This window comes from Lentibacillus amyloliquefaciens, assembly GCF_001307805.1.
GTDB classification, from domain to species: domain Bacteria; phylum Bacillota; class Bacilli; order Bacillales; family Amphibacillaceae; genus Lentibacillus; species Lentibacillus amyloliquefaciens.
Map to the genome: position 1 here is coordinate 1,141,891 of NZ_CP013862.1, position 21,793 is coordinate 1,163,683.

Below are 21,793 nucleotides of genomic sequence, written 5' to 3' on the forward strand. Positions count from 1 at the left end.
CAATTGCATTATGGGATTTGGATGTCGTCTTTAAGTGATTCAAGCGTTTTTTCACCGATGCCGGAAACATCCAGCAAATCTTCTTCAGCTTTAAAAGGGCCATTTTCATCACGATACTGAATAATGGCAGCTGCTTTAGAAGGACCGATACCATTTAATTGTTCGATTTCTGATTGTTCTGCATGATTAATGCGCACCTTGTCCTGCCCGCTCTTTTCAATGACAGATCCGGAAGCTTGACTCCCTGTTTCAGGAATCATGATAATCATCTCATCTTGTACTCTTTGTGCCAGATTGACCATAGTTTGATCTGCTCCCTTCGTGAAGCCGCCAGCCATCTGGATGACGTCATTGACACGTGAGCCCGTTTCAATTTCATAAACACCTGGAGCTTCCACTTCACCTTTCACATCGACCATTACCATTTCAGGTGCCACCTGTTCTTCATTCTCCTGCTGTTCTTCAGTGATGTCTTGGGATTTGGAAACAACATTTTCCTTATCATCAGGGTTAAAAAACAGAAATGCGGCTACAAGCACAGCTATTATTACCGGGAATAGATACTTCTTGAGGGGTTCAAGCAATTTGAGGTCACATCCTTCTGAGGAATTCAGTTGTTAACAAAGAGGTATGCCAAATTACTGCGGCAGGGGCAGCATAATGAAGTATTAAAAGCAATTTTAGAACAGAGGTACAAGCTTGGTTTTATGTCAGAAAATATAAATCTGCATCAACTATACTATTCGACATCGATCGGCAAAATCCTTCTAAAAAAAATAAAAGATCGGAAAAAATTATTCCGACCGTTTTACCGCAGTTATAAAAAATCTTTCCGCATCCGCTTCAATTTGATGCCCCGGTGAAAAATCCCCTGCTATATGCTGAACCAAAAACCCGTTTTCATTTAATAACCGTTCATAGAATTCGATGGGATACGTCCGCTGATGGTGCAGCTCGTCAAAGCGGGAATACTTGTCCCCCTTTGAAGCGAAAAAAGTTAAATCGTGATACATCTCCCCATCGCGCTCACCTTCGAAGCAAAACCATATATAGGAAATATCATCATAAACTTCAGCAAATGTTTCATTCATTAAATTATGCCTGACATGATACAGTGAATGGACATCGAAAATAAACAGACCGCCCGGTTTCAATGCGGCTGCTATATTATTAAACACTTTACGCAGATCATCTTCTTCTGTTATATAGTTCAAAACGTCACAGTAGCTTATCGCCATATCCTGATTTTCAATGCCGGACAATGTCAGAAGGTCCTGCTGCAGCCATTGGATTGGAAGTTTTTCTTTTCCGGCGCGCTGTTCGGCAAAACTGAGCATGTCACTGGAATAATCAACACCTATCATCTGATAGCCGGACTGTGCAAGCTTTGTGGTAATTTGGCCAGTCCCGCAGCCTAAATCGATAATTGTATCAACTGACTTTCCGGTCTCTCTGATCATCTTCTCGGTATAATCATGCCATTTATCATAAGGGGCATCACGCATTAAGAAATCATAGTAATCAGCCATCTGCTTATAAGCCATATTCATTACCCATTTTCATTTACTTGAAGCTCTACTTTGGATGCATCGCCCCATAAACGTTCCAGATTGTAATAATTGCGTTCGTCTTTATGGAATATATGACAGACAACGTCATCCAGATCAACCAAAATCCAGCGAGCCTGATCAAAACCTTCCATGCGCTTGACGTGCACATCCCTCTCACCCATTGTATCCTTTATGCCCCTGGCAATCGCTTGAACCTGTCGTTCATTGCTCCCGTGACAAATGAGAAAATAATCCGCCATTAACGATACTTCCTGCATATCCAACGCAACAATGTCTTCTGCTCTTTTATCATCACAAGCTCTTGCAATTGTCTGAACGATTTTCTTACTGTCCATGAATGTCATTACCTCCATTTATTCGTAATGTTAAATTATTATATGCGTAAAAGGTATCCGGGTAGACTGTCACATGTTTACCAACAAGAAATTGGATGGTATTTCTGAGCGTCATCCATGCGGCACGATTTAAATCCGTTTTTGCTGTTTCCCTTACTTCTTCTACGCCAGGGAACGATCTCCCCGGTTCGATATAATCCGCCACGAATAAGATTGTCTCAAACTTAGTCATGTCAGCCCGGCCTGTTGTATGATAATGAATGGCGTTCCGTATGTCTGTATCTGTTACACCATGTTCCTCTTTTATAATGACTGAAGCAACAGGCCCATGCCACAATTCGTGGTGAAAATCGAGCAAGTCATTAGGCATTTCGCTTTCTTCAATAATTTTTTTCATTTTATCAAGCGGAAAATATTTGGCGTAATCATGCAAAATCGCTGCCAGTCGAATCTTTTCAATATCTTCGTCATACATCTCTGCAAGTTCAGCAGCTGTTTCTCTCACTCTAAGTGTGTGGTCAAACCTCGCCTGCTTCAGATGCGGCTTCACAATGCTGATTGCTTTATCTTCCTTCATATAAATGTTTCTCCTTCAAATAAGTCTCAACAGTCTCAAGCACCATATATTTAATCGATTTATTTTGCGTGAGTCTTTTTTTAATTTCTGTTGATGAAATTTCAATTAGCGGAACGTCCACTTCAGTTACAGGATATTCACTTTCCAGGGCATATCCTCCCCGCTTAACACCCACAAACGTCAGCATGTCCATCAATTCATCAACATGTTTCCAATGCGGCAGATATTCCACCATATCAGCACCAATTATAAAATAAAAGTTAGTGTCAGGATGTTCTTCTTTTAACAGCTTCATTGTATCAAATGTATAGGATTTCCCTAAACGATTCACTTCAATTGTCTGTACGCTGAAATAGGGATTTCCTGCTATTGCCCTTTCAGTCATTTCGGCACGATCTGAAGCATCAGCCACAGCATTCTGTTTATGCGGCGGCTCGTGTGATGGCATAAACCATATTTCATCAAGACTCATAGCGTTTCTAACTTCTTCAGCGATAATTAAATGCCCGATATGCGGCGGATCAAATGTGCCTCCCAATATACCTACATGTTTCATGTCCGACTCCTTTTTACGGCAGCTGAATATGCTTATTTTCTTCCGATTCTTTATAAAGCACAATTGTATTGCCTATAACCTGAACTATCTCTGCACCTGTTCCATCAGAAAGCTGTTCGGCAACTGTGTCTTTATCCTCCATGCTATTCTGCAAAATGCTCACTTTCAGCAGTTCTCTTTTTTCAAGCGCTTCATTAATTTGCTGAACCATATTTTCATTAACGCCGGTTTTGCCTACTTGAAAAATTGGCTTTAAATGATTAGCTTTGGATCGCAAATACCGTTTCTGTTTGCCTGTCAGCATAATTACCTTCCTTCCAATATAGATTGTAATGGCTGATTTAAATCATCAGCCGGCACTTTTTTTGAGGTCCAAATTTCAAAGGCATATTGTGCCTGATACAAAAGCATCGTGTGGCCATGATGGACCGATGCGCCGATTCTTGAAGCCTGTTGTAAAAAATGCGTCTCAATCGGCTGATAAACAATATCACTGACAATACTTCTTCTATCAATCTGTTCTAATGAGATGATGGCATCATTAACGTTCGGCTTCATACCAATATTCGTCGTCTGGATAATCAAATCATACATCTTGAGATTATTTTCAGCTTCTTTCAATGTCAGAATCGATGTCTTCGCTTTCCCATCACCTAATGAAGCTATGTCTTCTGCAGATGATTGTGTCCGGTTAGCAATGTCAATTCGTCTGAAACCGGCTTCGGCCAACTCATAAAATATACCACGTGCAGCACCTCCCGCTCCAATTAACAATATTCTGCACTGCTTATGTTGAAAGATAGAAGGATGAGCGTGGCCAAGCGCCGTGACATATCCTTTGCCGTCTGTATTATAGCCAACCCATTTTCCATTCTGCCAAGCGACTGTATTAACAGCACCAATGGCATGAGCACCATCATCCAAATCATCTAAAAACGGAATAATTTGCTTTTTGTATGGAACTGTTACATTAAACCCATCGTAATGATTATTCTTAATTTGCTGCAGCTCATTTTCAAATGATTTCTTTGGATTGATCTCAAGCAGTGCATAGTTGCCTCCTATGTCAGCTTTTTTTAAAAATTGCTCATGAATCCACGGTGACAGCGAATTTTGAACCGGATAACCAATCAAACCTAATTTATAATGCATATTGACATTCCCCCTCTAGGTAAAGGATTTTCTTAAAGAGACTTGAACACCTTTCGGGCTGTGTGCGGCAACGGTAATATCACCTTCAGGCAGTGTGACCCAACCAAGTCCCGGAAAGACTATATCTGTTTTTTCCTTGTCCAGCCGAAATGCATGTTTTGTAAGTTCAGGAACCTTTTGCAACGTCTCAGGTCCGGGCGGTGACAACAGCCCGCCTCTGTGCTCATTGAGAAGTTTATCAGCGTTCTCCAGCTTGGTCCGGTGGATGGCTAACTCATTTGAAAAATAACAAACAAATGATTGTCTTTCCCCTTTGATAAAATCAATACGTGCCAACCCGCCAAAGTAAAGGGTCTGTTCGCTATTCAGCTGGTAAACTCTGGGCTTTACTTCCTTTTTCGGTGTAATGACTTTTAAATCGCTATCTGAAACATAATGTGCCATTTGCTTTCGATTAACAATTCCCGGCGTGTCAATTAAAACACTGTTACCATCAAGCGGAATTTCTATAAAGCCAAGTGTCGTGCCTGGAAAATAAGATGTTGTGATAACATCTTTTGCACCTGTAGTTCTCTGTATAAGCTTATTAATGAATGTCGATTTTCCCACGTTGGTTGTTCCGACAATATAGACATCTTTGCCTCTGCGGTAATGTTCAATCGCTTCTGTCAAATTTGACATGCCATGGCCTTTTGCAGAGGAAATCAGATAAACAGCCTCCACTGTCAGCCCTGCTTCTTTGGCAGCCGTCCGAAGCCATTTGGTCAATTTATTCCTGTTCGTTGACTTCGGCAGTAAATCCATTTTATTCGCTGCCAAAACCACCGGCTTATCACCGACAATCCGCGGGAGACTCTTAATCAGCGTTCCATCCACATCAAAAATATCAACCAGATGAACAACAAGACCTTTTTTATTGCGGATTTGACCGACCATTGATAAAAAGTCATCATCCGTCATGGAAACATCCTGTATATCATTATAATGCTTTAGCCGAAAGCAGCGCTGGCACAATAGCGGTTCATTATCAAGCGCTGATTCGGGTGTGTACCCGGGCCTATCAGGATCAGAGGTTTGAATGACGGCACCGCAGCCCTGACAAATCATATTTTCCATTTTCATTCCTCCCACGTAATCTTGCCTTTCTTATGCATATAACTTAAAATTCTCCGTTCAATCTTCCGGTTAAACTGAGTGACTTTTTCATCTGTCTGAACGATAGGAACAACCAGAATCGTGTAGAAACCGGCAATGTTACCTCCTAGCACATCTGTTAAAACCTGGTCACCGATTACAACAATTTCATCTTTTTGCAGTTTCATTTCTTTTGCAGCCCGCTTAAAAGCATATCGCAAAGGTTTTCTGGCACTAAAGACAAAAGGGGTATCGAGTGGTTCGGAAAAGATCTTCACCCGTTCCCTTTTATTATTTGAAATAATGGTCACTTTTATATCATGTTCTTTCATCTCTCTGAACCACTCAATAACTTCCGGGGTTGCATCTGCCACATCCCAGGCAACAAGAGTGTTGTCCAGATCCGTGATAATACCATGAATCTGTTTTTCTTTAAGTGATTCAGGCCGAATATCAAAAATACTTTTGACATGTTCGTTTGGCAGGAATTTCTTCAGCAACTGTTCCACCTCTTACGACTTATTAAATTAATGATATCTTAGGCTCTTTCGTAAATTTCATTGCGCTTTAGCCAAGCAGTTGATATAAAGTGCGACACCAAAATCTTGTTAGATTATTTGGAATATCCTTCTGGCGACGCAGCTCAGAATTTCTCGCTTTCCGTGGGCTCACCACGAGCCTCCTCGCTCGCAAAAACTGCTCACTGCGGGGTCTACAAGAGCTCGCTGTCCCACAGGAGTCTCGCATATTCCGGCTGCTGGTGTGAGTGTGTAAACAATCTTACTCATTTATCGAATGAAACTCCAGTGAGCAATTGTCAGCGCAGGCAATATACTAAAGACTCCTATGGGAACAGCACGCGTCGTGACGCCCCCGCAGGAAAGCGTTCTTTGCTTTCTGAGGAGGCTGAGGCCGTGCCCATGGAAAGCGAAGTATATTGCCGGAGCGTGTCTAAACACTCAGGTGTTAATCAGAATGGACTTACAGTCAGTACGTCGCAGTTTTAGGATATTGTTTCAAAACACCTTTTCGAAACAGCCCATCATTAAAAGTTTGCAGGATTGGACAAATTATTATTATAACTTAATTCTATAGTAACTTTCCATTATAGAAAAGAATTTCCACATAGAAAGTTCGCCAATCAGCTGGAAATATACCAAGAAACGTTCGACATTTTCTATCATTTTTCGATATGTGGATAACTTTATTCACACAATCAACAGCGAAATATCAACATCTTTCGCTTGAATCCTAATTTTATACACAAGTTATCTACAACCGCCTGTAGATAGTTGACATCTTGTCCTCTCTTTTATTTCGTGGTAAATTATTAGCCACCAACCGATACAAAACCATGATTCCCAAAAGTTAGGAGGGGTATATTCATGGAACATTTATCTGACGAATTGCTGCTGGAATCCTATCACAAAGCAAATGAATTAAAATTGAACCCCGACTTTGTATATTTAATTGAACAAGAAATTGAAAGAAGAAATTTATCTGAAAGAATTAGTGTTCACAATTAAATTAGTTACCCACCCACCCTTTTTTCAGTTAGCTGATCAAGGGGTTTTTATTTTCTCATCCACCCAGATTATGATAAGCTATCGTTGGTAATATTAAAATAAATACATAACTATTTTGAACCATTCCGGTAATGGTTTTCCCCGAAACTTTACAATGCTAAGTGCCAGCCGCTAATCAAACAGGAGGACTGCAAACAGATGATATTCACAGTACTAATTCCGCTTCTAATTGCTTGTTTTATTCCATTCATCAGTAAATACAAACATAAAATACATACAGGTATCTTCGTATTCTTTGTCCCGCTTGCAATCTTCTTGTATTTTCTCCAATTTATCGGGACGGGATTTGAGCCGATACGACATACTTATAATTGGATCCCTTCGCTCGGGATAAATTTTGATTTCCATCTCGACGGTCTAAGCCTTTTATTTGCTCTTTTAATAAGCGGCATCGGTTCTCTAGTCGTGTTATATTCCATTTACTATTTGGACCGGAGTGAACGGCTTGGCCATTTTTACGTGTATCTACTTATGTTCATGTCCGCTATGCTTGGCATCGTCTTATCAGATAATGTTTTTGTTTTGTACACATTTTGGGAATTAACTTCCATTTCTTCATTTCTATTGATTGGCTATTGGCATTTTAAAGAAAAGTCACGATATGGTGCATTAAAATCAATGATGATTACAATTTTTGGCGGTCTGAGCATGTTCGGTGGTTTCATCCTGCTATCGGTTATTACCGGCACAACAAGCATACAGGCCATGATTGCAAACGCCGATATTATAATGGATAGCCCATATATGCCGCTTGCCCTCGGTTTTATTTTATTAGGGGCATTTACCAAATCGGCACAATTTCCTTTCCATATATGGCTGCCTGATGCAATGGAAGCACCGACTCCTGTCAGTGCCTATCTCCACTCAGCCACAATGGTTAAGGCAGGGTTATATTTAGTTGCGCGGTTTTCCCCAGTATTTACCGGTTTCGAATGGTTTTTCATCATTGTAAGTATTGCAGGAATTTTAACATTGTGCTGGGGATCATACATGGCGGTCCGCCAGACTGATTTAAAAGCAATTCTGGCTTTTTCCACTATAAGTCAACTAGGTATGATTATGGCGATGCTGGGTTTTGGAACGAAAGCGGCTATTTTTGCTGCAATGTTTCATATTCTGAACCACGCTACTTTTAAAGGAAGCTTGTTTATGGTGGCCGGTACCGTTGATCATGAAACCGGCACACGGGATATTCGAAAATTAGGGGGGCTGGCCACCCTTATGCCGATAACTGCTACATTGGCATTATTTGGCACCTTTTCGATGGCCGGAATCCCATTGCCGTTTTTAAATGGTTTCTATAGTAAAGAGTTATTCTTCGGTTCTTCTATTGAATTACAAGAAGGAGCCACTGCACTATCAAGCTTTCTCGTTGAGATTATTCCTTATCTGGCAGTACTGGGAAGCATCTTCACATTTGTGTACTCGATGTATTTTGTTTTCGGTACTTTCTGGGGGCCAAAACAGCTTGACAAATTGCCTAAAAAACCGCATGAAGCTCCGATTGGCATGCTTATAGCACCGGGAATTCTTGTGCTTGGCGTTGTTTTAATCGGTTTAGTTCCAAGCTTGATTAACGGTACATTCATAGCTCATGCTGCTGAAGCAGTGTATGGCGGAGAAGTTACCCAAGAGATTTATTTCTGGCATGGATGGAGTTCAACAGCATTTCAAATGTCTCTTGCCGTCGTAGGGATTGGTGCAATTCTGACGGTAACCAGAACAAGATGGAGCGGTATTTATCAAGCATTTCCAGGAAAATTGAGTGCCAATAAAGTTTATGATTGGCTAATGGAAAAATTGGATACCTATTCAAGTAATGTCACCCGTTCATATATGACCGGGTCGCTCCGGAACTACATGGCTATCATCTTAAGTGCGATATTCATAGTGACTGTCACTGTAATGCTGGTCACCGGAGGCTTTACCATGAATTTCGAGGACCTTGCCCCTGTTACGACGATTGAACTTGCAGTTGTTCTGGTTATTATGGCGGCAGCTGTTGGGACTATATTTACAAATAAAAACGTTGCGGCCATTTTAATCGTTGGCATGGCCGGATATGGGATTGCCCTCTTATTTGTCATTTACCGCGCGCCTGACTTGGCATTGACCCAATTAGCGGTGGAAACAGTTTCCGTAGCACTTTTCCTGCTCTGCTTCTATCATTTGCCAAATCTCAAAAAGCGCAATGAACCATTCAGGACAAAAACGACCAATGCGATCGTTTCAATCGGCTTTGGTACCATGGTGACATTGATCGGAATTTCCGCACACAGCAGTGACTGGTTCGGGACAATTTCTGATTACTTTCTGGAAACATCCTATTCTCTGGGCGGCGGTGATAATGTTGTGAACGTTATACTGGTTGATATGCGCGGTCTGGATACATTATTTGAAATTGCTGTTTTAGGCATTGCCGCACTTGCTATTTACACCCTCATAAAATATAGGTCGAATAAGGGGGAAAAATAAGTGGAATTTATTATTTTAATCTTGGCTGGTGTATTGTTCGCTACTGCAATATATAACCTGCTGCAAAAGCAGCTGCTCAGACTGGTCATAGGCTCTGTGCTGCTTTCCCATGGCGCACACTTATTTATCCTTACGATGGGAGAATTGAAAAGAGGCAGACCGCCAATCTTGACTGATGGTGTTGAGAATTATACCGACCCATTGCCACAGGCGCTTATTTTAACATCAATTGTCATTAGTTTTGGGATAACAAGCCTGCTTCTGGTACTTGCATACCGTACAGCAAATGAAAATGAAACTGACAATATGGAGCAATTAAGGGGTAACGATAATGAGTAATCTTGCAGTTTTACCAATCATCATTCCATTATTAGCGGGAATCATACTCGCCTTTTTCCCAAAACAATTATCACTTGTCCGAACACTGACGAAAATTTTTGTCATTGGTAATCTTGTTATTGCCTGCTATACAGCATGGCAGGTGTTCAATCAAGGGGCCATTATACTTGAAACCGGCGATTGGGCAGCTCCTTATGGGATTATCATTGTAGCCGATGGATTATCAATTTTGCTTGTTTTGACAACTAACATTGTGGCTGCAGCATGTGCCTTTTATGCTCCATACTCATTGCCGGATAAAAAAGAACGATTTTATTTCTATTCATTCTTTTTCTTTTTGATATCAGGCGTTTCTGGTGCTTTTCTGACCGGCGACCTCTTTAACATGTTTGTCTTCTTTGAAGTTCTGTTGATGGCATCCTATGCGTTAATCGTACTTGGGGGAGACAAAGTACAGCTTCGGGAATCAGTAAAATATGTATTCATTAATCTCTTCTCGTCTATGCTGTTTGTTACAGCAATAGCTTTTGTATACGGAACGCTCGGAACAATTAACATGGCACAAATTGCGCAGCGTGTACAGGAAGTCGAGCAGCAAGGAATACTCACCACAATCGGAATACTTCTGTTTTTCGTATTTGCGACTAAAGCAGCTTTATTTCCTTTGTATTACTGGATGCCGAAATCATACGTCGTTCCAAATCCGGTCATTTCAGCATTATTTGGTGCCCTGCTGACAAAAGTGGGCATCTACGCAATCATCCGGGTATTTTCATTGATCTTTGTACATAAAATCAATCTGACACATGAGACATTTATTTGGATTGCCGGACTGTCAATGATTTTTGGTATAATCGGTGCATTATCAACCAATAATATAAAATTGATTATTGCTTACAATATCATTCCAGCTATTGGCTTTATACTGATGGGGCTTGGTGTATTTAATCAGGAAGCCATCAGTGGCTCCATTTATTATCTGATTCATGATATGTTGATTAAGACAAGCTTATTTCTTCTTGTTGGGACGATTGCGTATGCTGCCGGAACTTCTGATTTACGAAAATTCAGCGGGCTCATACACTATTATCCGGTTCTGGGATGGATGCTGTTTGTTTCCGGCTTTGTTCTTGCCGGAATCCCGCCTTTCAGCGGTTTCATCGGCAAGTTACTGTTACTCACCGGCGCGCTTTCGAATGAAGAAATAGCGATTGTAATAATTGCTTTACTTACCAGTCTATTAATTCTTTATTCCATAATGAAAATCTTCATCAAAGGTTTCTGGGGTGAGAAAAACGAATCATTTGAATACAAACCGATCAAAGGCCGAATTGCCCCTGTCGCTGTTTTATTAGCGATATCAATATTTATGGGTATCGGAGCAGAATTTATTTACCCTTCAATTGAATCGATCTCTGCATATTTGCTTGATCCGGAAAATTATATAAATGCTGTCATGAAGGAGTAATGTGATATGCCGTTCCAAATAGTGATTAATCTTATCGTTGCAGTGATGTGGATGTTTCTGAGCGAAAGTTATACCTTCCCAAGTTTTATTACCGGGTATCTTATTGGTATTCTTTTGCTGCTTCTTTTAAACCGTTTCATCCCTGATACATTTTATTTAAAACGTGTCTATAAAATCTTAGTTTTAATTAACCTGTTCATAAAAGAGTTAATTACATCAAATATTGACATCGTGAAACTTGTTTATAAGCGAAAGCCGGAATTTGAACCAGGGATATTCGCATTGCCCACTGAATTGACAAGCAACTGGGAGATTACCCTCCTAGCCAACCTTATTTCGCTGACACCCGGAACATTATCCGTTGCAGTGTCTCATGACAATACACATTTATACATTCACGCGATGCATATTGATGACATTAATGAGTCCATCAATGACATCAAAAATACGTTTGAACATGCTATTATGGAGGTGACTCGATGAATTCCTTATTAAATGTAACAGAAAACATAATTCTAATCGCCACCATTATCAGCATTACTGCTATCGGTATTTCGTTGATTTTGCTTGTTTACAGAATTATTTCCGGCCCTACAAATGTTGACAGGGCGGTAGCACTCGATGCAGCGGGCATGAACATGATGGGCATGGCTGCACTGATGGCCATCATGATTCCAACGACAAAACTAAACGATGTCATATTATTAATTGGGGTTCTTTTATTCATCGGTACAATTGGGGTAGCGAAATATCTGGAAAAGGGTGTTATTATTGATCGAGACTTGGATTGAGGTTATATTCAATATAATAGTAGCTATTTTTCTTTTGGCAGGCTCATTTTTCCTGATATCAAGCTCAATCGGAACAATTCGATTTCCCGATGTTTACACGCGGTTACACGCCACGACAAAAGCTTCTACACTCGGTATTGCAAGCTTATTGATTGGAGCTTTTCTATTCCTGTATATACAACATGACATTATCAGCGGAAAATTATTATTGGCAATCGTGTTTACACTGATAACTTCTCCAGTTGCAGCACATATGATTTCAAGAGCTGCCCACCGGGTTGGGATTAAACCGGTTACCAAAAATCGAACTGATGAATATGAACAAGCCATTCATAAACAAAAGCAGCAACAAAAGTGACTCTAACGGAGCATTTTGTTGCTGCTTTTTCAGTTTGTTCAAAAAGTCCGGGATGTTTTTTCTTTAAGGACAGACACAAAAACACAATCACCTTCATACAAATAACTGTATAGGCCAAAGCCTATCCGTTATCTCCCAAGGAGGTGAATGTGCTTGTCAGGCGTTTTAAGTTTTCTGGGTTTATTAATTAAAGAAGCACTGTTTTTTGTCTCTTACGTCAAAAACCACGCATTCCCCCAGCCTTTATCCCCAAAAGATGAAGCTGAATACATTAAAAAAATGCAAGAAGGTGATGAAGAAGCCCGGAATAAACTGATTGAACACAATTTACGTCTTGTTGCACACATTGTCAAGAAATTTGAGAATACCGGTGAAGATATGGAGGATCTTATTTCGATAGGAACAATCGGGTTAATAAAAGGTATTGAGAGCTATTCCTCAGACAAAGGAACAAAATTGGCCACCTATGCCGCCCGCTGTATTGAAAATGAAATCTTAATGCATCTGCGGGCATTAAAAAAAGTCAAAAAGGATGTTTCGCTGCAGGATCCAATCGGTCAGGACAAAGAAGGCAACGAAATCAGCCTGATTGATATTCTGGAAGCTGAAAACCAGAATATTATTGAATACATTCAATTGAACATGGAGATCGAAAAAATGAATGATTACCTGTCAATTCTCGATAGCAGAGAAAAAGAAGTGGTGCTGTATCGATACGGCTTAAATAACTACAAAGAAATGACCCAGCGGGAAATTGCAAAAATGCTTGATATATCACGGAGCTATGTATCAAGGATTGAAAAACGGGCACTTATGAAAGTTTTTCATGAGTACTACCGGAAAGAATATAAACAAGGGTAAAGCGCAATGACTATTTTTGGGCTTTACCCTGCAAAAAAACTATAATGATCGGATGAATGCCATAATCAAATTAGCTGCATTTCCTGCTGCTGTTTCCAGAAATTCATCAAACGATACCGAAGACTCTTTTCCTGCTATATCTGATAAAGCACGAATAATAACAAAGGGCGTGTCATACTGGTAACATACCTGCGCGATGGCGGCAGCTTCCATTTCAGCCGCAATCATCGCAGGGAATCTCGCCCTCACTGTCTTCACCGCTTCAGGATTTTCCATAAAGGCATCACCCGTTGCAATCATCCCTTCACGAAAATGAATGTCTAATGTTTGTACAGCCTGGGTAGCTTTGGCAACTAAATTGGTATCAGCCGCAAACATGGCGGGCAGATCAGGAACTTGCCCATAAGCATAACCAAAATCTGTCACATCGACATCATGATGAACGACATGTGTTGAAATGACAAGGTCACCCACATTTAAATCATCCGCAAAGCCACCTGCAGAACCCGTGTTGAAGACTTGTGACGGCTGAAACTGTTCATGCAAAATAGCTGTTGCCATGGCTGCATTCACCTTGCCAATTCCGGACTTAAGTAATACTGCCTCACGTCCTGCCAATTTGCCCCGTATAAACAAACAGTTTGCAACCTTGTATTCTTTCCGATCTGTCATGTTTTCTTTTAATAACGAAATTTCTTCATCCATTGCGCCGATAATGCCTAATGTCATCTCTGGTTTCCTCCGATTACTGTAAAAGTTTACTCAAATCGCCACTTTTGATCATTTTCTATTAATTCTTCAACTTTTGTCGGCTGCCAGCCTTCGCTTGGCACCCATGTATTATACACACGATATATCTCTGATCCATCACTGCTTGAAACCGTATTGATAACTCTCTGATCGCCATTGCGTTCAACATACCACATTGTGAAGCTTTCTTCATCCAATCCTGTGGCAGCTGCAACTGCTTTACGCAGTTCTTCTCTGTCCTGTGATCCGTCACTATAATTGACGGTATGCGGCTCAGTTTGTTCGGTTCCCACAGCCTCCCAATCGCCTGTATATGCTTCAGAAACATTATCATCCGATGGCTCAGTTTGTTGAATGTTCACGTCACTATTTTCTTCCTCTAAGTCATTTGCTTCTGAATTATCGTTCGTGTTGCTTTGGTCATCAGCATTATTTTCAGCAGTATTTTCTTTCTCGTCTCTTTCAATACCGGCTTCTTCCTGTGATGACTCATCAGTCTCAGTGTCTGAAGCCACATTCGCCTCTTCATTACCCCCAAAAATAAGCATACCTGCTAATACGAGTGCTAAAATGCTTCCTGTAGTACCCAGTATTGATATAAGTTTTGTATTTTTTCTTCTTTTTTCGTACTTATTAACCCGTGAAGCTGACATGAAACATCCCCTCCAACGTTTACTGTCAATAAAACTTATTCATTTCTCTTATCAATAATGGTACCATATTATACAATAGATGCTATATGATAAAAATCGATTTTAAGTTTACCTGGCTGTGATGGCCTGTGCCACATAAAAAGAAGCTATACAATTTGTTATAGCTTCTTTTAAATCTTTATGACATTAATTTCTATTCAACATCTTCAATTCTCACCATAATATCCCCGCCTGGCGTGGTAACAGCCACTTCTGTTCCTTTTTCCTGGCCAATCAGACTTTTAGCCATAGGCGAATCGTTTGAAATTTTTCCCTCAAATGGATCAGCTTCTGCACTTCCTACAATCGTGTATATCTCTTCATCACCATCCGGAAGTTCTTTAAACGTCACTGTCCTTCCCATTGACACGATATCCGGATTTTCGTTATCGTTTTCAATGATAACAGCATTGCGCATCATTTTTTCAACTTGTGCTATGCGTGATTCAACAAATGCCTGTTCTTCTTTGGCGGCATCATATTCAGAATTCTCGGAAAGGTCGCCGAATCCGCGCGCCTCTTTAATACGATCCACGACTTCAGCCCTTTTATCCATTTTAAGATATTCAAGTTCCTCTCCCAGTTTCTCTTTCCCCTCTTGAGTCATATAAAAGCTTTTCTCTGTAGCCATTCACTAATACACTCCTTTTATATTCAATCCTGCAATTTGGACACTTTAATGTAAATTTATACTAAAAACTACTATGGCAGATTCAATATAAATTTTCAATACTTTTTCAGTTTATTTTTTGCTGGTTCCTGGAGAGAATCTTTTCGACTTTGGTCGCCATTATATCAATCGCTACATGGTTTTGACCGCCTTCAGGAATAATAATATCAGCATAGCGCTTTGTTGGTTCAACAAATTGTAAATGCATGGGTCTGACAATGTTTTCGTATTGTTCAATGACCGAGTCCAGTGTTCTCCCCCGCTCTTTAATATCCCTGGAGAGCCTGCGGATAATCCGGACGTCCGCATCCGTGTCAACATAAACCTTGATATCCATTAAGTCAACAAGCCGCGGGTCTTCGAGTATTAAGATACCCTCCAGAATGATCACTTCTTTGGGTTGTACACTGACAACCTCATTTGACCTTGTGTGCATCTTATAATCATAAACAGGCTTTTGAATCGTTTTATGATCGAGCAAGTCATGAATATGACTGATTAATAGGTCGTTATCAAACGCCAGAGGATGGTCGTAATTTGTATTCAGTCTTTCTTCAAACGGTAAATGACTCTGGTCTTTATAGTAATAATCCTGCTCAATCACAAGGATGGTTTTGTCCTGGAATCGTTCGCAAATAGAGCGTGTGACAGATGTCTTACCGCTTCCGCTCCCGCCTGCGACGCCAATTACAACCGGCTTTTCAGTCATTTGATGGAAACTCCTTTCCTTCATCTTTTATGCTCATTGCAATTCCATCCCCGATCGGCACGATTGTTGTTGCAAAATCCGGATGATTCGTAAGCCAATCATTGTATGTTCGAATTTTCTTTGCTATTTTTTGATATCTGGGATGTTGTTTACCGTCATCTGCGACATATCCTTTAAACAAAACATTGTCAGACAAAACAGTACCGCCATTTACCAAAAGTGGTGCAGCGTGTTCAAAAAATCGCTGATACTTACCCTTAGCAGCATCAATCAAGATAAGGTCAAATGCCCTCGATTGCATTTGCTGCAGTTGTTCAATCGCATCACCAAACAGAGTGGTAATATGGCCTTGTTTGTCTAATCGTCTAATATTATTATTTGCTTTGTGATAGCGATTTTCATCTCTTTCTATCGTCACGATTTGTGCTGCCGGATATGCCTCGAGCATTCTTAATGCAGAATAACCAATAGCTGTTCCTATTTCCAGGATTTGATCCGGCTTTATCAGCCGGATCATTTGCATGACAAAATTCATGCTTATAGGGTCCATGATTGGGACATTGTCCATTTCAGCTGCTTGTTCAAGTTCAGTTACCCATGTTTTATTATCAGGCAACGAATTTCTTAAATAATTCGCTAACGTTTCATCCATAAGATCGTCCTCTTCAATTCGCTTATTAGAACACCAGGCTATAATCGTCAAAAACGAAGATAATGGCCTTCATACCTTAATTAATGTGTTCCTCTCTTAATTTATTGTGCGCTTCATTTGTCTCTGAGAAATGGATGTTGCCTTCGTCGTCATGCAAAAAGTATAAGTAATCCGTCTCTTCCGGATTAACAGTCGCCTCCAGAGAAGTTTCAGCAAAATTGGAAATTGGACCTACAGGAAGCGAATTGACATGATACGTATTATAAGGCGATTCAACTTCCAAATCATCGTACGTGACCTGGTCTTTATGCTCCCCAAGAGCGTAAAGCACAGTTGGGTCAGTCTGAAGTGCCATACCTTCATCCAACCGGTTATAAAACAAACCGGCAATCTTCTTTCGTTGTTCATTAGAGCTTGCTTCGTTTTCAACAACCGATGCCATAGTTAATGCTTCGTGTACAGTTAAATCCTGTCCGGATATCTCATCCATATAAGGTGTCACCACATTAACAGTTTTTTCAAGCATACGGTTGACCACTTCTTCAACTGAAGGATTCTCGCTGTAGAATTGATACGTTGCAGCAAATAAATAACCTTCCAGCGGTGTCCTGATTTCAGGGTTAAGCAGATCATTCGTTAATATATTGGGATAGGTGCTGATTAACGTTTCAATATATTCTGGGTCGTTTACCTTATTAAGAAAATCTTCTTTGCTGAATTGAAGTTTTTCTCCGTAAGTTGCGGCTATCTGATCAATTGTCTGACCTTCCGGAATTGTTATGGAGTAAACAGGCTCTTCCGTGACTCTCCCATTTTGAAGTGCTCCTAATAATTCATCAACATTCATAGAAGGCGAAAAGGTATAGTTCCCTGCTTGAAAACCGGTCACATTCTTAAATTTTGTATAAAATTGGAAAATCGTGCCATCTTTTATAATACCATTTTCTTCGAGGATTGATGCGATTTCAGATGTGGAAGATCCCAATGGAATCTCAATATTGATATCTTCGCTGCTGTCAGGGTCAACTGGCTCCAACGCAGAATTAATATATAAGTATCCTGATATACTGCCAATAACCAAAATCAGGGCCAGTGAGATGATGATGACTGCAGCAATTTTTCGGACTGTTTTAGCGTCATCACTGCGTTTCAGCAAGTTCTCCTTATAGCTTCCTGACACCTTCTTCTTCGACATTGGTCTCCCCCTTTCACCTTGTTTATTATACTAAAATCAACGACAATAATCTATTAGAGGCTGTTCTATTATGTACTGAAATTTCATCCAGTGGAAAATTTCTTGTGATACAACGGAAAAGCTGATACCCATCAAGATATCAGCTTATCTATACCGATTTAATCTTCATTCGTTGTTTTCTTCATCAATCAATGTGTGAAGCACCTCTTCAACCATTTCCCACTCATCATCGGATTCGATTGGAAAGAGTGACAGGTCATCTTCATTCTTTTCTTCTTCTTCATATCTGAATGCATATACTTCGACTTCTTCGTCTTCCTTTTGCTCGGCTGGTACAACAGCTAAATAGGAATGACCCGTTTTATCAACGTCGAACGTAAACAATACTTCAAAAAGATGCTCTTCACCATTTTCATCAGGGATAATAATTCGTTCATTTTCTTCCAGTGCCATGATTACACTCCTTTTAATTTGCCTGATCGAGATAAGTTTGCAAGATCATGACTGCTGCCATTTTGTCGATGACTTTCTTGCGTTTTTTTCTGCTCATGTCTGCTTCGAGTAAAACGCGTTCCGCTGCGACAGTAGTCAATCTTTCATCCCAAAGGATTACCGGTATGTTATGAATTTTTTCGACGTGTTCTGCATATGCTTGTGATGCTTCACCGCGTTGGCCGATTGATCCATTCATATGCTTCGGCAACCCTATTACAGCTTCCCCAACAGCATGTTCATTTATTATTTGCTTCAGCTGTTCATCAGCTGAATATATATCCTCTTCGTTCCATTTAATCGTTGTAAGGCCTTGTGCTGTCATACCTAACAAATCACTTACGGCCACACCGATCGTTTTGGAACCGACATCCAGTCCAACTATTTTCATTTAACTTTCCTTCTGCTGTTCTTCGAGGTAAAACTTCACAAGCTCTTCAATTACTTCATCCCGTTCTACCTTGCGAATTAAACTTCGGGCGTCGTTATACCTTGGGATGTATGCCGGATCTCCCGATAGTAAATAGCCGACTATCTGATTGTTCGGATTATAGCCTTTTTCTTTAAGCGCCCCGTAGACCGTCAGCAGGATGTCTTTTATATCATGATCAAAAGGCTCCTCCGAAAAATTAAATTTCATTGTTTTATCAATAGAGCTCATCGTGACACCTCATTCCACATGTTTTCCGTTTATATTCTATTCTAACATGTTTATCGTTCATATTATATCTTTTTTAGAGGATAGAATACAGTAGTTTAATCATTTAAATGGTTTGTCACATATTGATTTGCAACTTGTAAGGCTTCATTAATTTTTTCCGGCATTTTACCGCCTGCCTGAGCCATATCAGGGCGGCCGCCGCCGCCTCCTCCGCAGATTTCAGCTGCCTGTTTGATCAGGTTGCCGGCATGAAGACCTTTGTCAGTCAAATCTTTTGTAACCCCTGCAGCCAATTGAACTTTCTGATTGTTCTCAGATGCCAACAGGATAACAGCTGAATCAAACTTTTGCTTTAACTCATCCAGCATATTGCGGAGCTGATTCATATCTTTTGCATTCACTTGCTGGGCCAACACAGGGACACCATTAATTGTTTCACTCTTTTCAACGATGGAAGATGCTTCCTGATTGGAAAGCTTCGCATTTAGTGATTCATTCTCTTTTTGCATTGTTTTAATTTCATCGTACATACCTTCTACACGTTCAATGACGCCATCATCTGTTGTTTTCAATAATTTAGCAGTCTTTTGCAGTATGCCCAGTTTTTCGTTGACATACCAGTAAGCCTGTTTACTTGAAACGGCTTCAATTCTTCTGGTGCCGGCACCAATGCCAGTTTCCGAAATAATTTTAAACAGACCGATTTCATCAGTGTTATGGACGTGACAGCCGCCGCATAATTCAATGCTATAATCGCTGATTTGAACAACTCGTACCACATCACCATATTTCTCGCCGAATAAGGCCATTGCACCCATCTCTTTGGCCTCTTCAAGTTTTTTACGATCAATAACAACTGGAATGGATGCCCAAATCTTTTCATTTACTTTTTGCTCAATAGCTGCCATTTCTTCTTCACTCACTGAGTTGAAATGTGAGAAGTCAAATCTCAGTCGGTCCGGTGCCACCAGTGACCCCGCTTGGTTGACATGATCACCAAGAACATCTTTCAAAGCCTGGTGAAGCAAATGAGTGGCTGTATGATTTTTAACGATGCCACTGCGAAAAGCACTTTCAACGGCTGCCTGGATTTCTTCTCCAGTTCTGATTTCTCCTTCTTTCACTCGGACCTTATGCACGTTCTGGCCGTTTGGTGACTGTTGAACATCCTCAACATAACCTGACGCGTTGTCTGTATATATCCAGCCATTATCTGCAATCTGACCACCGCTTTCAGCATAAAATGGGGTTTCTTTCAAAAATACAAACACCTCATCTCCGGCCGTTGCATTATCCGTGAATTCTTTCCCTTTCACCAGCACTTCCACAGATGTCTTCACTTTCAGCTGATCATAACCGACAAATATACTCTCAGTTTCCACATCACTCAACACACCGTCCTGAATTTGCATGGAATCAACTTTCTGCCGTGCATTCCTGGCACGTTCACGCTGCTTTTCCATCTCAAGCTCAAAGCCTTCCTCATCAATAGAAAACCCGTAATCTGCAACATATTCATCTGTCAGTTCCTTGGGAAAACCATACGTATCATATAATTTAAACACTTCTGACCCCGGGAATACGTCACTTCCTTTCTGTTTTTCTTTATCAATAATCGAATTGAGTATCTCAAGGCCATCATTCAATGTTTCATGGAAACGCTCCTCTTCGGTTTTAATAACAGTCTCAATGTAGGACTTCTGTTTTAAAACGTCCGGATAGTAGTCCTCCATGATATTGCCGACGATCGGAACAAGTTTATACATAAAAGGCTCATCGATGCCCAGCTGTTTGGCAAAACGGACGGCCCGGCGCAGAAGTCTTCTCAGTACATAACCTCGTCCTTCGTTGGATGGCAGCGCTTTGTCGCCGACAGCAAATGATACGGTTCGAATATGGTCGGCAATGACTTTAAAAGCTGTGTCGTCCGCTGAATTTTGGCCATACTTTTTGCCTGAAATCTCTTCGGCTTCCCGGATAAGCGGCATAAATAGATCAGTATCAAAGTTTGTCGGAGCATCCTGGATAACAGACACTACCCGTTCCAGCCCCATCCCGGTATCAATATTTTGCTTTGGCAGCGGGGTGTACGTGTCATCAGGATTATGATTAAACTGAGAAAAGACAAGATTCCATATTTCAAGAAAGCGTTCGTTTTCGCCTCCCGGGTACAACTCAGGATCTTCAGGGTCATTACCGTAGCTTTCGCCGCGATCATAAAATATTTCGGAGTTTGGTCCGCTCGGGCCCTCACCGATATCCCAGAAATTTTCTTCAAGCCGAATAATCCGCTCTTTCGGAATCTGAATATCATGCAGCCAGATGTCATATGCTTCATCATCTTCCGGGTGAACGGTCACCGCTAGTAATTCCGGATCAAATCCAATCCATTTTTCGCTCGTTAAAAATTCCCACGCATACGCGATCGCTTCTTTTTTAAAATAATCACCGATTGAAAAGTTGCCAAGCATTTCAAAAAACGTATGGTGCCTGGCTGTGAATCCGACATTTTCTATATCATTTGTCCGGATAGATTTTTGTGCATTAACGATACGCGGATTTTCCGGGATGATCCGGCCATCAAAATATTTCTTGAGTGTGGCAACACCGCTGTTGATCCACAGCAATGTCGGATCTTCTTTTGGCACCAGTGACGCGCTTGGTTCCACTTGATGCCCTTTATCCTTAAAAAAATCCAGAAACATTTGCCGTACTTGTGCCGATGTTAACTGTTTCATCATTTAACCTCCAACTTTTATTTTAAACGCT

27 protein-coding genes are annotated in these 21,793 nt (G+C 40.6%); 8 read left to right on the plus strand and 19 right to left on the minus strand.

Annotated elements, in window-relative coordinates; genetic code table 11:
- Positions 1 to 8: 8 nt before the first annotated feature.
- The 9 genes from AOX59_RS05705 to AOX59_RS05745 form a co-directional block, all read right to left on the minus strand.
- Positions 9 to 584, minus strand: coding sequence for a helix-hairpin-helix domain-containing protein (locus AOX59_RS05705; RefSeq protein ID WP_068443073.1), 576 nt, complete (start codon positions 582 to 584; stop codon positions 9 to 11).
- 210 nt (positions 585 to 794) lie between these two features.
- Entirely contained in the window at positions 795 to 1,544 is a 750-nt protein-coding gene (locus AOX59_RS05710; protein ID WP_068448161.1) for a class I SAM-dependent DNA methyltransferase, read from the minus strand.
- 5 nt (positions 1,545 to 1,549) lie between these two features.
- The gene (gene rsfS / locus AOX59_RS05715) at positions 1,550 to 1,906 is read right to left on the minus strand and encodes a ribosome silencing factor (protein ID WP_068443076.1); all 357 of its coding nucleotides are present in this window, start codon (positions 1,904 to 1,906) and stop codon (positions 1,550 to 1,552) included.
- Positions 1,896 to 2,483 carry a bis(5'-nucleosyl)-tetraphosphatase (symmetrical) YqeK gene (gene yqeK, locus AOX59_RS05720; protein WP_068443078.1) on the minus strand — a complete coding sequence of 196 codons (588 nt, stop codon included), beginning with the start codon at positions 2,481 to 2,483 and terminating at the stop codon, positions 1,896 to 1,898. The genes rsfS and yqeK overlap by 11 nt, the downstream gene beginning before the upstream one ends.
- A complete protein-coding gene (locus tag AOX59_RS05725) occupies positions 2,470 to 3,039 on the minus strand; it encodes a nicotinate-nucleotide adenylyltransferase (protein WP_068443081.1) in 570 nt (189 codons plus the stop codon). The genes yqeK and AOX59_RS05725 overlap by 14 nt, the downstream gene beginning before the upstream one ends.
- Before the next feature lie 13 nt (positions 3,040 to 3,052).
- Positions 3,053 to 3,343, minus strand: a complete 291-nt coding sequence (yhbY, locus tag AOX59_RS05730) for a ribosome assembly RNA-binding protein YhbY (protein ID WP_068443084.1) — start codon at positions 3,341 to 3,343, stop codon at positions 3,053 to 3,055.
- A gap of 2 nt (positions 3,344 to 3,345) precedes the next feature.
- Entirely contained in the window at positions 3,346 to 4,191 is an 846-nt protein-coding gene (gene aroE, locus AOX59_RS05735) for a shikimate dehydrogenase (RefSeq protein ID WP_068443086.1), read from the minus strand.
- A 15-nt stretch (positions 4,192 to 4,206) separates the two neighbouring features.
- Entirely contained in the window at positions 4,207 to 5,307 is a 1,101-nt protein-coding gene (gene yqeH, locus AOX59_RS05740) for a ribosome biogenesis GTPase YqeH (RefSeq protein WP_068443088.1), read from the minus strand.
- 2 nt (positions 5,308 to 5,309) lie between these two features.
- Positions 5,310 to 5,825 (minus strand): YqeG family HAD IIIA-type phosphatase, encoded by a 516-nt coding sequence (locus AOX59_RS05745; RefSeq protein WP_068443091.1) that lies wholly within the window; start codon positions 5,823 to 5,825, stop codon positions 5,310 to 5,312.
- 885 nt (positions 5,826 to 6,710) lie between these two features.
- On the opposite strand from AOX59_RS05745, the gene sda reads away from it, so the two are divergent.
- The 8 genes from sda (at position 6,711) to sigK (ending at position 13,203) form a co-directional block, all read left to right on the plus strand.
- Positions 6,711 to 6,851: a sporulation histidine kinase inhibitor Sda gene (gene sda / locus AOX59_RS05750; protein ID WP_068443094.1), complete on the plus strand. Its 141-nt coding sequence runs from the start codon at positions 6,711 to 6,713 to the stop codon at positions 6,849 to 6,851.
- A 198-nt stretch (positions 6,852 to 7,049) separates the two neighbouring features.
- Positions 7,050 to 9,386: a Na+/H+ antiporter subunit A gene (locus tag AOX59_RS05755; RefSeq protein ID WP_068443097.1), complete on the plus strand. Its 2,337-nt coding sequence runs from the start codon at positions 7,050 to 7,052 to the stop codon at positions 9,384 to 9,386.
- Complete coding sequence (locus AOX59_RS05760; protein WP_068443099.1) at positions 9,387 to 9,725, plus strand: Na(+)/H(+) antiporter subunit C; 339 nt, start codon at positions 9,387 to 9,389, stop codon at positions 9,723 to 9,725.
- Entirely contained in the window at positions 9,718 to 11,193 is a 1,476-nt protein-coding gene (locus AOX59_RS05765) for a Na+/H+ antiporter subunit D (protein ID WP_068443101.1), read from the plus strand. The genes AOX59_RS05760 and AOX59_RS05765 overlap by 8 nt, the downstream gene beginning before the upstream one ends.
- A 6-nt stretch (positions 11,194 to 11,199) precedes the next feature.
- Complete coding sequence (locus AOX59_RS05770; RefSeq protein WP_068443103.1) at positions 11,200 to 11,676, plus strand: Na+/H+ antiporter subunit E; 477 nt, start codon at positions 11,200 to 11,202, stop codon at positions 11,674 to 11,676.
- Positions 11,673 to 11,984, plus strand: a complete 312-nt coding sequence (locus AOX59_RS05775) for a monovalent cation/H+ antiporter complex subunit F (RefSeq protein ID WP_068443107.1) — start codon at positions 11,673 to 11,675, stop codon at positions 11,982 to 11,984. Before AOX59_RS05770 ends, AOX59_RS05775 begins: the two co-directional genes overlap by 4 nt.
- On the plus strand, positions 11,965 to 12,342 hold the full coding sequence (gene mnhG, locus AOX59_RS05780) for a monovalent cation/H(+) antiporter subunit G (protein WP_068443110.1): 378 nt from the start codon (positions 11,965 to 11,967) through the stop codon (positions 12,340 to 12,342). The genes AOX59_RS05775 and mnhG overlap by 20 nt, the downstream gene beginning before the upstream one ends.
- Positions 12,343 to 12,495: 153 nt before the next feature.
- On the plus strand, positions 12,496 to 13,203 hold the full coding sequence (gene sigK, locus AOX59_RS05785; RefSeq protein ID WP_068443113.1) for an RNA polymerase sporulation sigma factor SigK: 708 nt from the start codon (positions 12,496 to 12,498) through the stop codon (positions 13,201 to 13,203).
- 39 nt (positions 13,204 to 13,242) lie between these two features.
- Here sigK and mtnN read toward each other — a convergent pair whose 3' ends face one another.
- The 10 genes from mtnN to alaS form a co-directional block, all read right to left on the minus strand.
- Positions 13,243 to 13,932, minus strand: coding sequence for a 5'-methylthioadenosine/S-adenosylhomocysteine nucleosidase (gene mtnN / locus AOX59_RS05790; RefSeq protein ID WP_068443116.1), 690 nt, complete (start codon positions 13,930 to 13,932; stop codon positions 13,243 to 13,245).
- A 29-nt stretch (positions 13,933 to 13,961) separates the two neighbouring features.
- Complete coding sequence (locus AOX59_RS05795; protein WP_068443120.1) at positions 13,962 to 14,606, minus strand: YrrS family protein; 645 nt, start codon at positions 14,604 to 14,606, stop codon at positions 13,962 to 13,964.
- Positions 14,607 to 14,799: 193 nt separating this feature from the next.
- A complete protein-coding gene (greA, locus tag AOX59_RS05800) occupies positions 14,800 to 15,276 on the minus strand; it encodes a transcription elongation factor GreA (protein ID WP_068443124.1) in 477 nt (158 codons plus the stop codon).
- Between the two features lie 106 nt (positions 15,277 to 15,382).
- On the minus strand, positions 15,383 to 16,024 hold the full coding sequence (gene udk / locus AOX59_RS05805) for a uridine kinase (RefSeq protein WP_068443127.1): 642 nt from the start codon (positions 16,022 to 16,024) through the stop codon (positions 15,383 to 15,385).
- Complete coding sequence (locus tag AOX59_RS05810; RefSeq protein WP_068443129.1) at positions 16,017 to 16,676, minus strand: O-methyltransferase; 660 nt, start codon at positions 16,674 to 16,676, stop codon at positions 16,017 to 16,019. The genes udk and AOX59_RS05810 overlap by 8 nt, the downstream gene beginning before the upstream one ends.
- Before the next feature lie 76 nt (positions 16,677 to 16,752).
- A complete protein-coding gene (gene mltG / locus AOX59_RS05815) occupies positions 16,753 to 17,871 on the minus strand; it encodes an endolytic transglycosylase MltG (protein ID WP_068443133.1) in 1,119 nt (372 codons plus the stop codon).
- Positions 17,872 to 18,036: 165 nt separating this feature from the next.
- Entirely contained in the window at positions 18,037 to 18,324 is a 288-nt protein-coding gene (locus AOX59_RS05820) for a DUF1292 domain-containing protein (RefSeq protein WP_068443136.1), read from the minus strand.
- Positions 18,325 to 18,337: 13 nt separating this feature from the next.
- Positions 18,338 to 18,754, minus strand: a complete 417-nt coding sequence (gene ruvX, locus AOX59_RS05825; protein ID WP_068443139.1) for a Holliday junction resolvase RuvX — start codon at positions 18,752 to 18,754, stop codon at positions 18,338 to 18,340.
- On the minus strand, positions 18,755 to 19,024 hold the full coding sequence (locus AOX59_RS05830) for an IreB family regulatory phosphoprotein (protein WP_068443142.1): 270 nt from the start codon (positions 19,022 to 19,024) through the stop codon (positions 18,755 to 18,757). It lies immediately after the preceding gene.
- A gap of 95 nt (positions 19,025 to 19,119) precedes the next feature.
- Positions 19,120 to 21,762 (minus strand): alanine--tRNA ligase, encoded by a 2,643-nt coding sequence (gene alaS / locus AOX59_RS05835; protein ID WP_068443146.1) that lies wholly within the window; start codon positions 21,760 to 21,762, stop codon positions 19,120 to 19,122.
- Positions 21,763 to 21,793 lie beyond the last annotated feature (31 nt).

Bases quoted from the DNA above. Each gene is read 5' to 3' on its own strand.
- AOX59_RS05710 (WP_068448161.1), bottom strand. From the start codon at position 1,544: ATGGCTTATAAGCAGATGGCTGATTACTATGATTTCTTAATGCGTGAT.
- rsfS (WP_068443076.1), bottom strand. From the start codon at position 1,906: ATGGACAGTAAGAAAATCGTTCAGACAATTGCAAGAGCTTGTGATGAT.
- yqeK (WP_068443078.1), bottom strand. From the start codon at position 2,483: ATGAAGGAAGATAAAGCAATCAGCATTGTGAAGCCGCATCTGAAGCAG.
- AOX59_RS05725 (WP_068443081.1), bottom strand. From the start codon at position 3,039: ATGAAACATGTAGGTATATTGGGAGGCACATTTGATCCGCCGCATATC.
- yhbY (WP_068443084.1), bottom strand. From the start codon at position 3,343: ATGCTGACAGGCAAACAGAAACGGTATTTGCGATCCAAAGCTAATCAT.
- aroE (WP_068443086.1), bottom strand. From the start codon at position 4,191: ATGCATTATAAATTAGGTTTGATTGGTTATCCGGTTCAAAATTCGCTG.
- yqeH (WP_068443088.1), bottom strand. From the start codon at position 5,307: ATGGAAAATATGATTTGTCAGGGCTGCGGTGCCGTCATTCAAACCTCT.
- sda (WP_068443094.1), top strand. From the start codon at position 6,711: ATGGAACATTTATCTGACGAATTGCTGCTGGAATCCTATCACAAAGCA.
- AOX59_RS05755 (WP_068443097.1), top strand. From the start codon at position 7,050: ATGATATTCACAGTACTAATTCCGCTTCTAATTGCTTGTTTTATTCCA.
- AOX59_RS05765 (WP_068443101.1), top strand. From the start codon at position 9,718: ATGAGTAATCTTGCAGTTTTACCAATCATCATTCCATTATTAGCGGGA.
- AOX59_RS05770 (WP_068443103.1), top strand. From the start codon at position 11,200: ATGCCGTTCCAAATAGTGATTAATCTTATCGTTGCAGTGATGTGGATG.
- AOX59_RS05775 (WP_068443107.1), top strand. From the start codon at position 11,673: ATGAATTCCTTATTAAATGTAACAGAAAACATAATTCTAATCGCCACC.
- mtnN (WP_068443116.1), bottom strand. From the start codon at position 13,932: ATGACATTAGGCATTATCGGCGCAATGGATGAAGAAATTTCGTTATTA.
- AOX59_RS05795 (WP_068443120.1), bottom strand. From the start codon at position 14,606: ATGTCAGCTTCACGGGTTAATAAGTACGAAAAAAGAAGAAAAAATACA.
- greA (WP_068443124.1), bottom strand. From the start codon at position 15,276: ATGGCTACAGAGAAAAGCTTTTATATGACTCAAGAGGGGAAAGAGAAA.
- udk (WP_068443127.1), bottom strand. From the start codon at position 16,024: ATGACTGAAAAGCCGGTTGTAATTGGCGTCGCAGGCGGGAGCGGAAGC.
- AOX59_RS05810 (WP_068443129.1), bottom strand. From the start codon at position 16,676: ATGGATGAAACGTTAGCGAATTATTTAAGAAATTCGTTGCCTGATAAT.
- mltG (WP_068443133.1), bottom strand. From the start codon at position 17,871: ATGTCGAAGAAGAAGGTGTCAGGAAGCTATAAGGAGAACTTGCTGAAA.
- AOX59_RS05820 (WP_068443136.1), bottom strand. From the start codon at position 18,324: ATGGCACTGGAAGAAAATGAACGAATTATTATCCCTGATGAAAATGGT.
- ruvX (WP_068443139.1), bottom strand. From the start codon at position 18,754: ATGAAAATAGTTGGACTGGATGTCGGTTCCAAAACGATCGGTGTGGCC.
- AOX59_RS05830 (WP_068443142.1), bottom strand. From the start codon at position 19,024: ATGAGCTCTATTGATAAAACAATGAAATTTAATTTTTCGGAGGAGCCT.
- alaS (WP_068443146.1), bottom strand. From the start codon at position 21,762: ATGAAACAGTTAACATCGGCACAAGTACGGCAAATGTTTCTGGATTTT.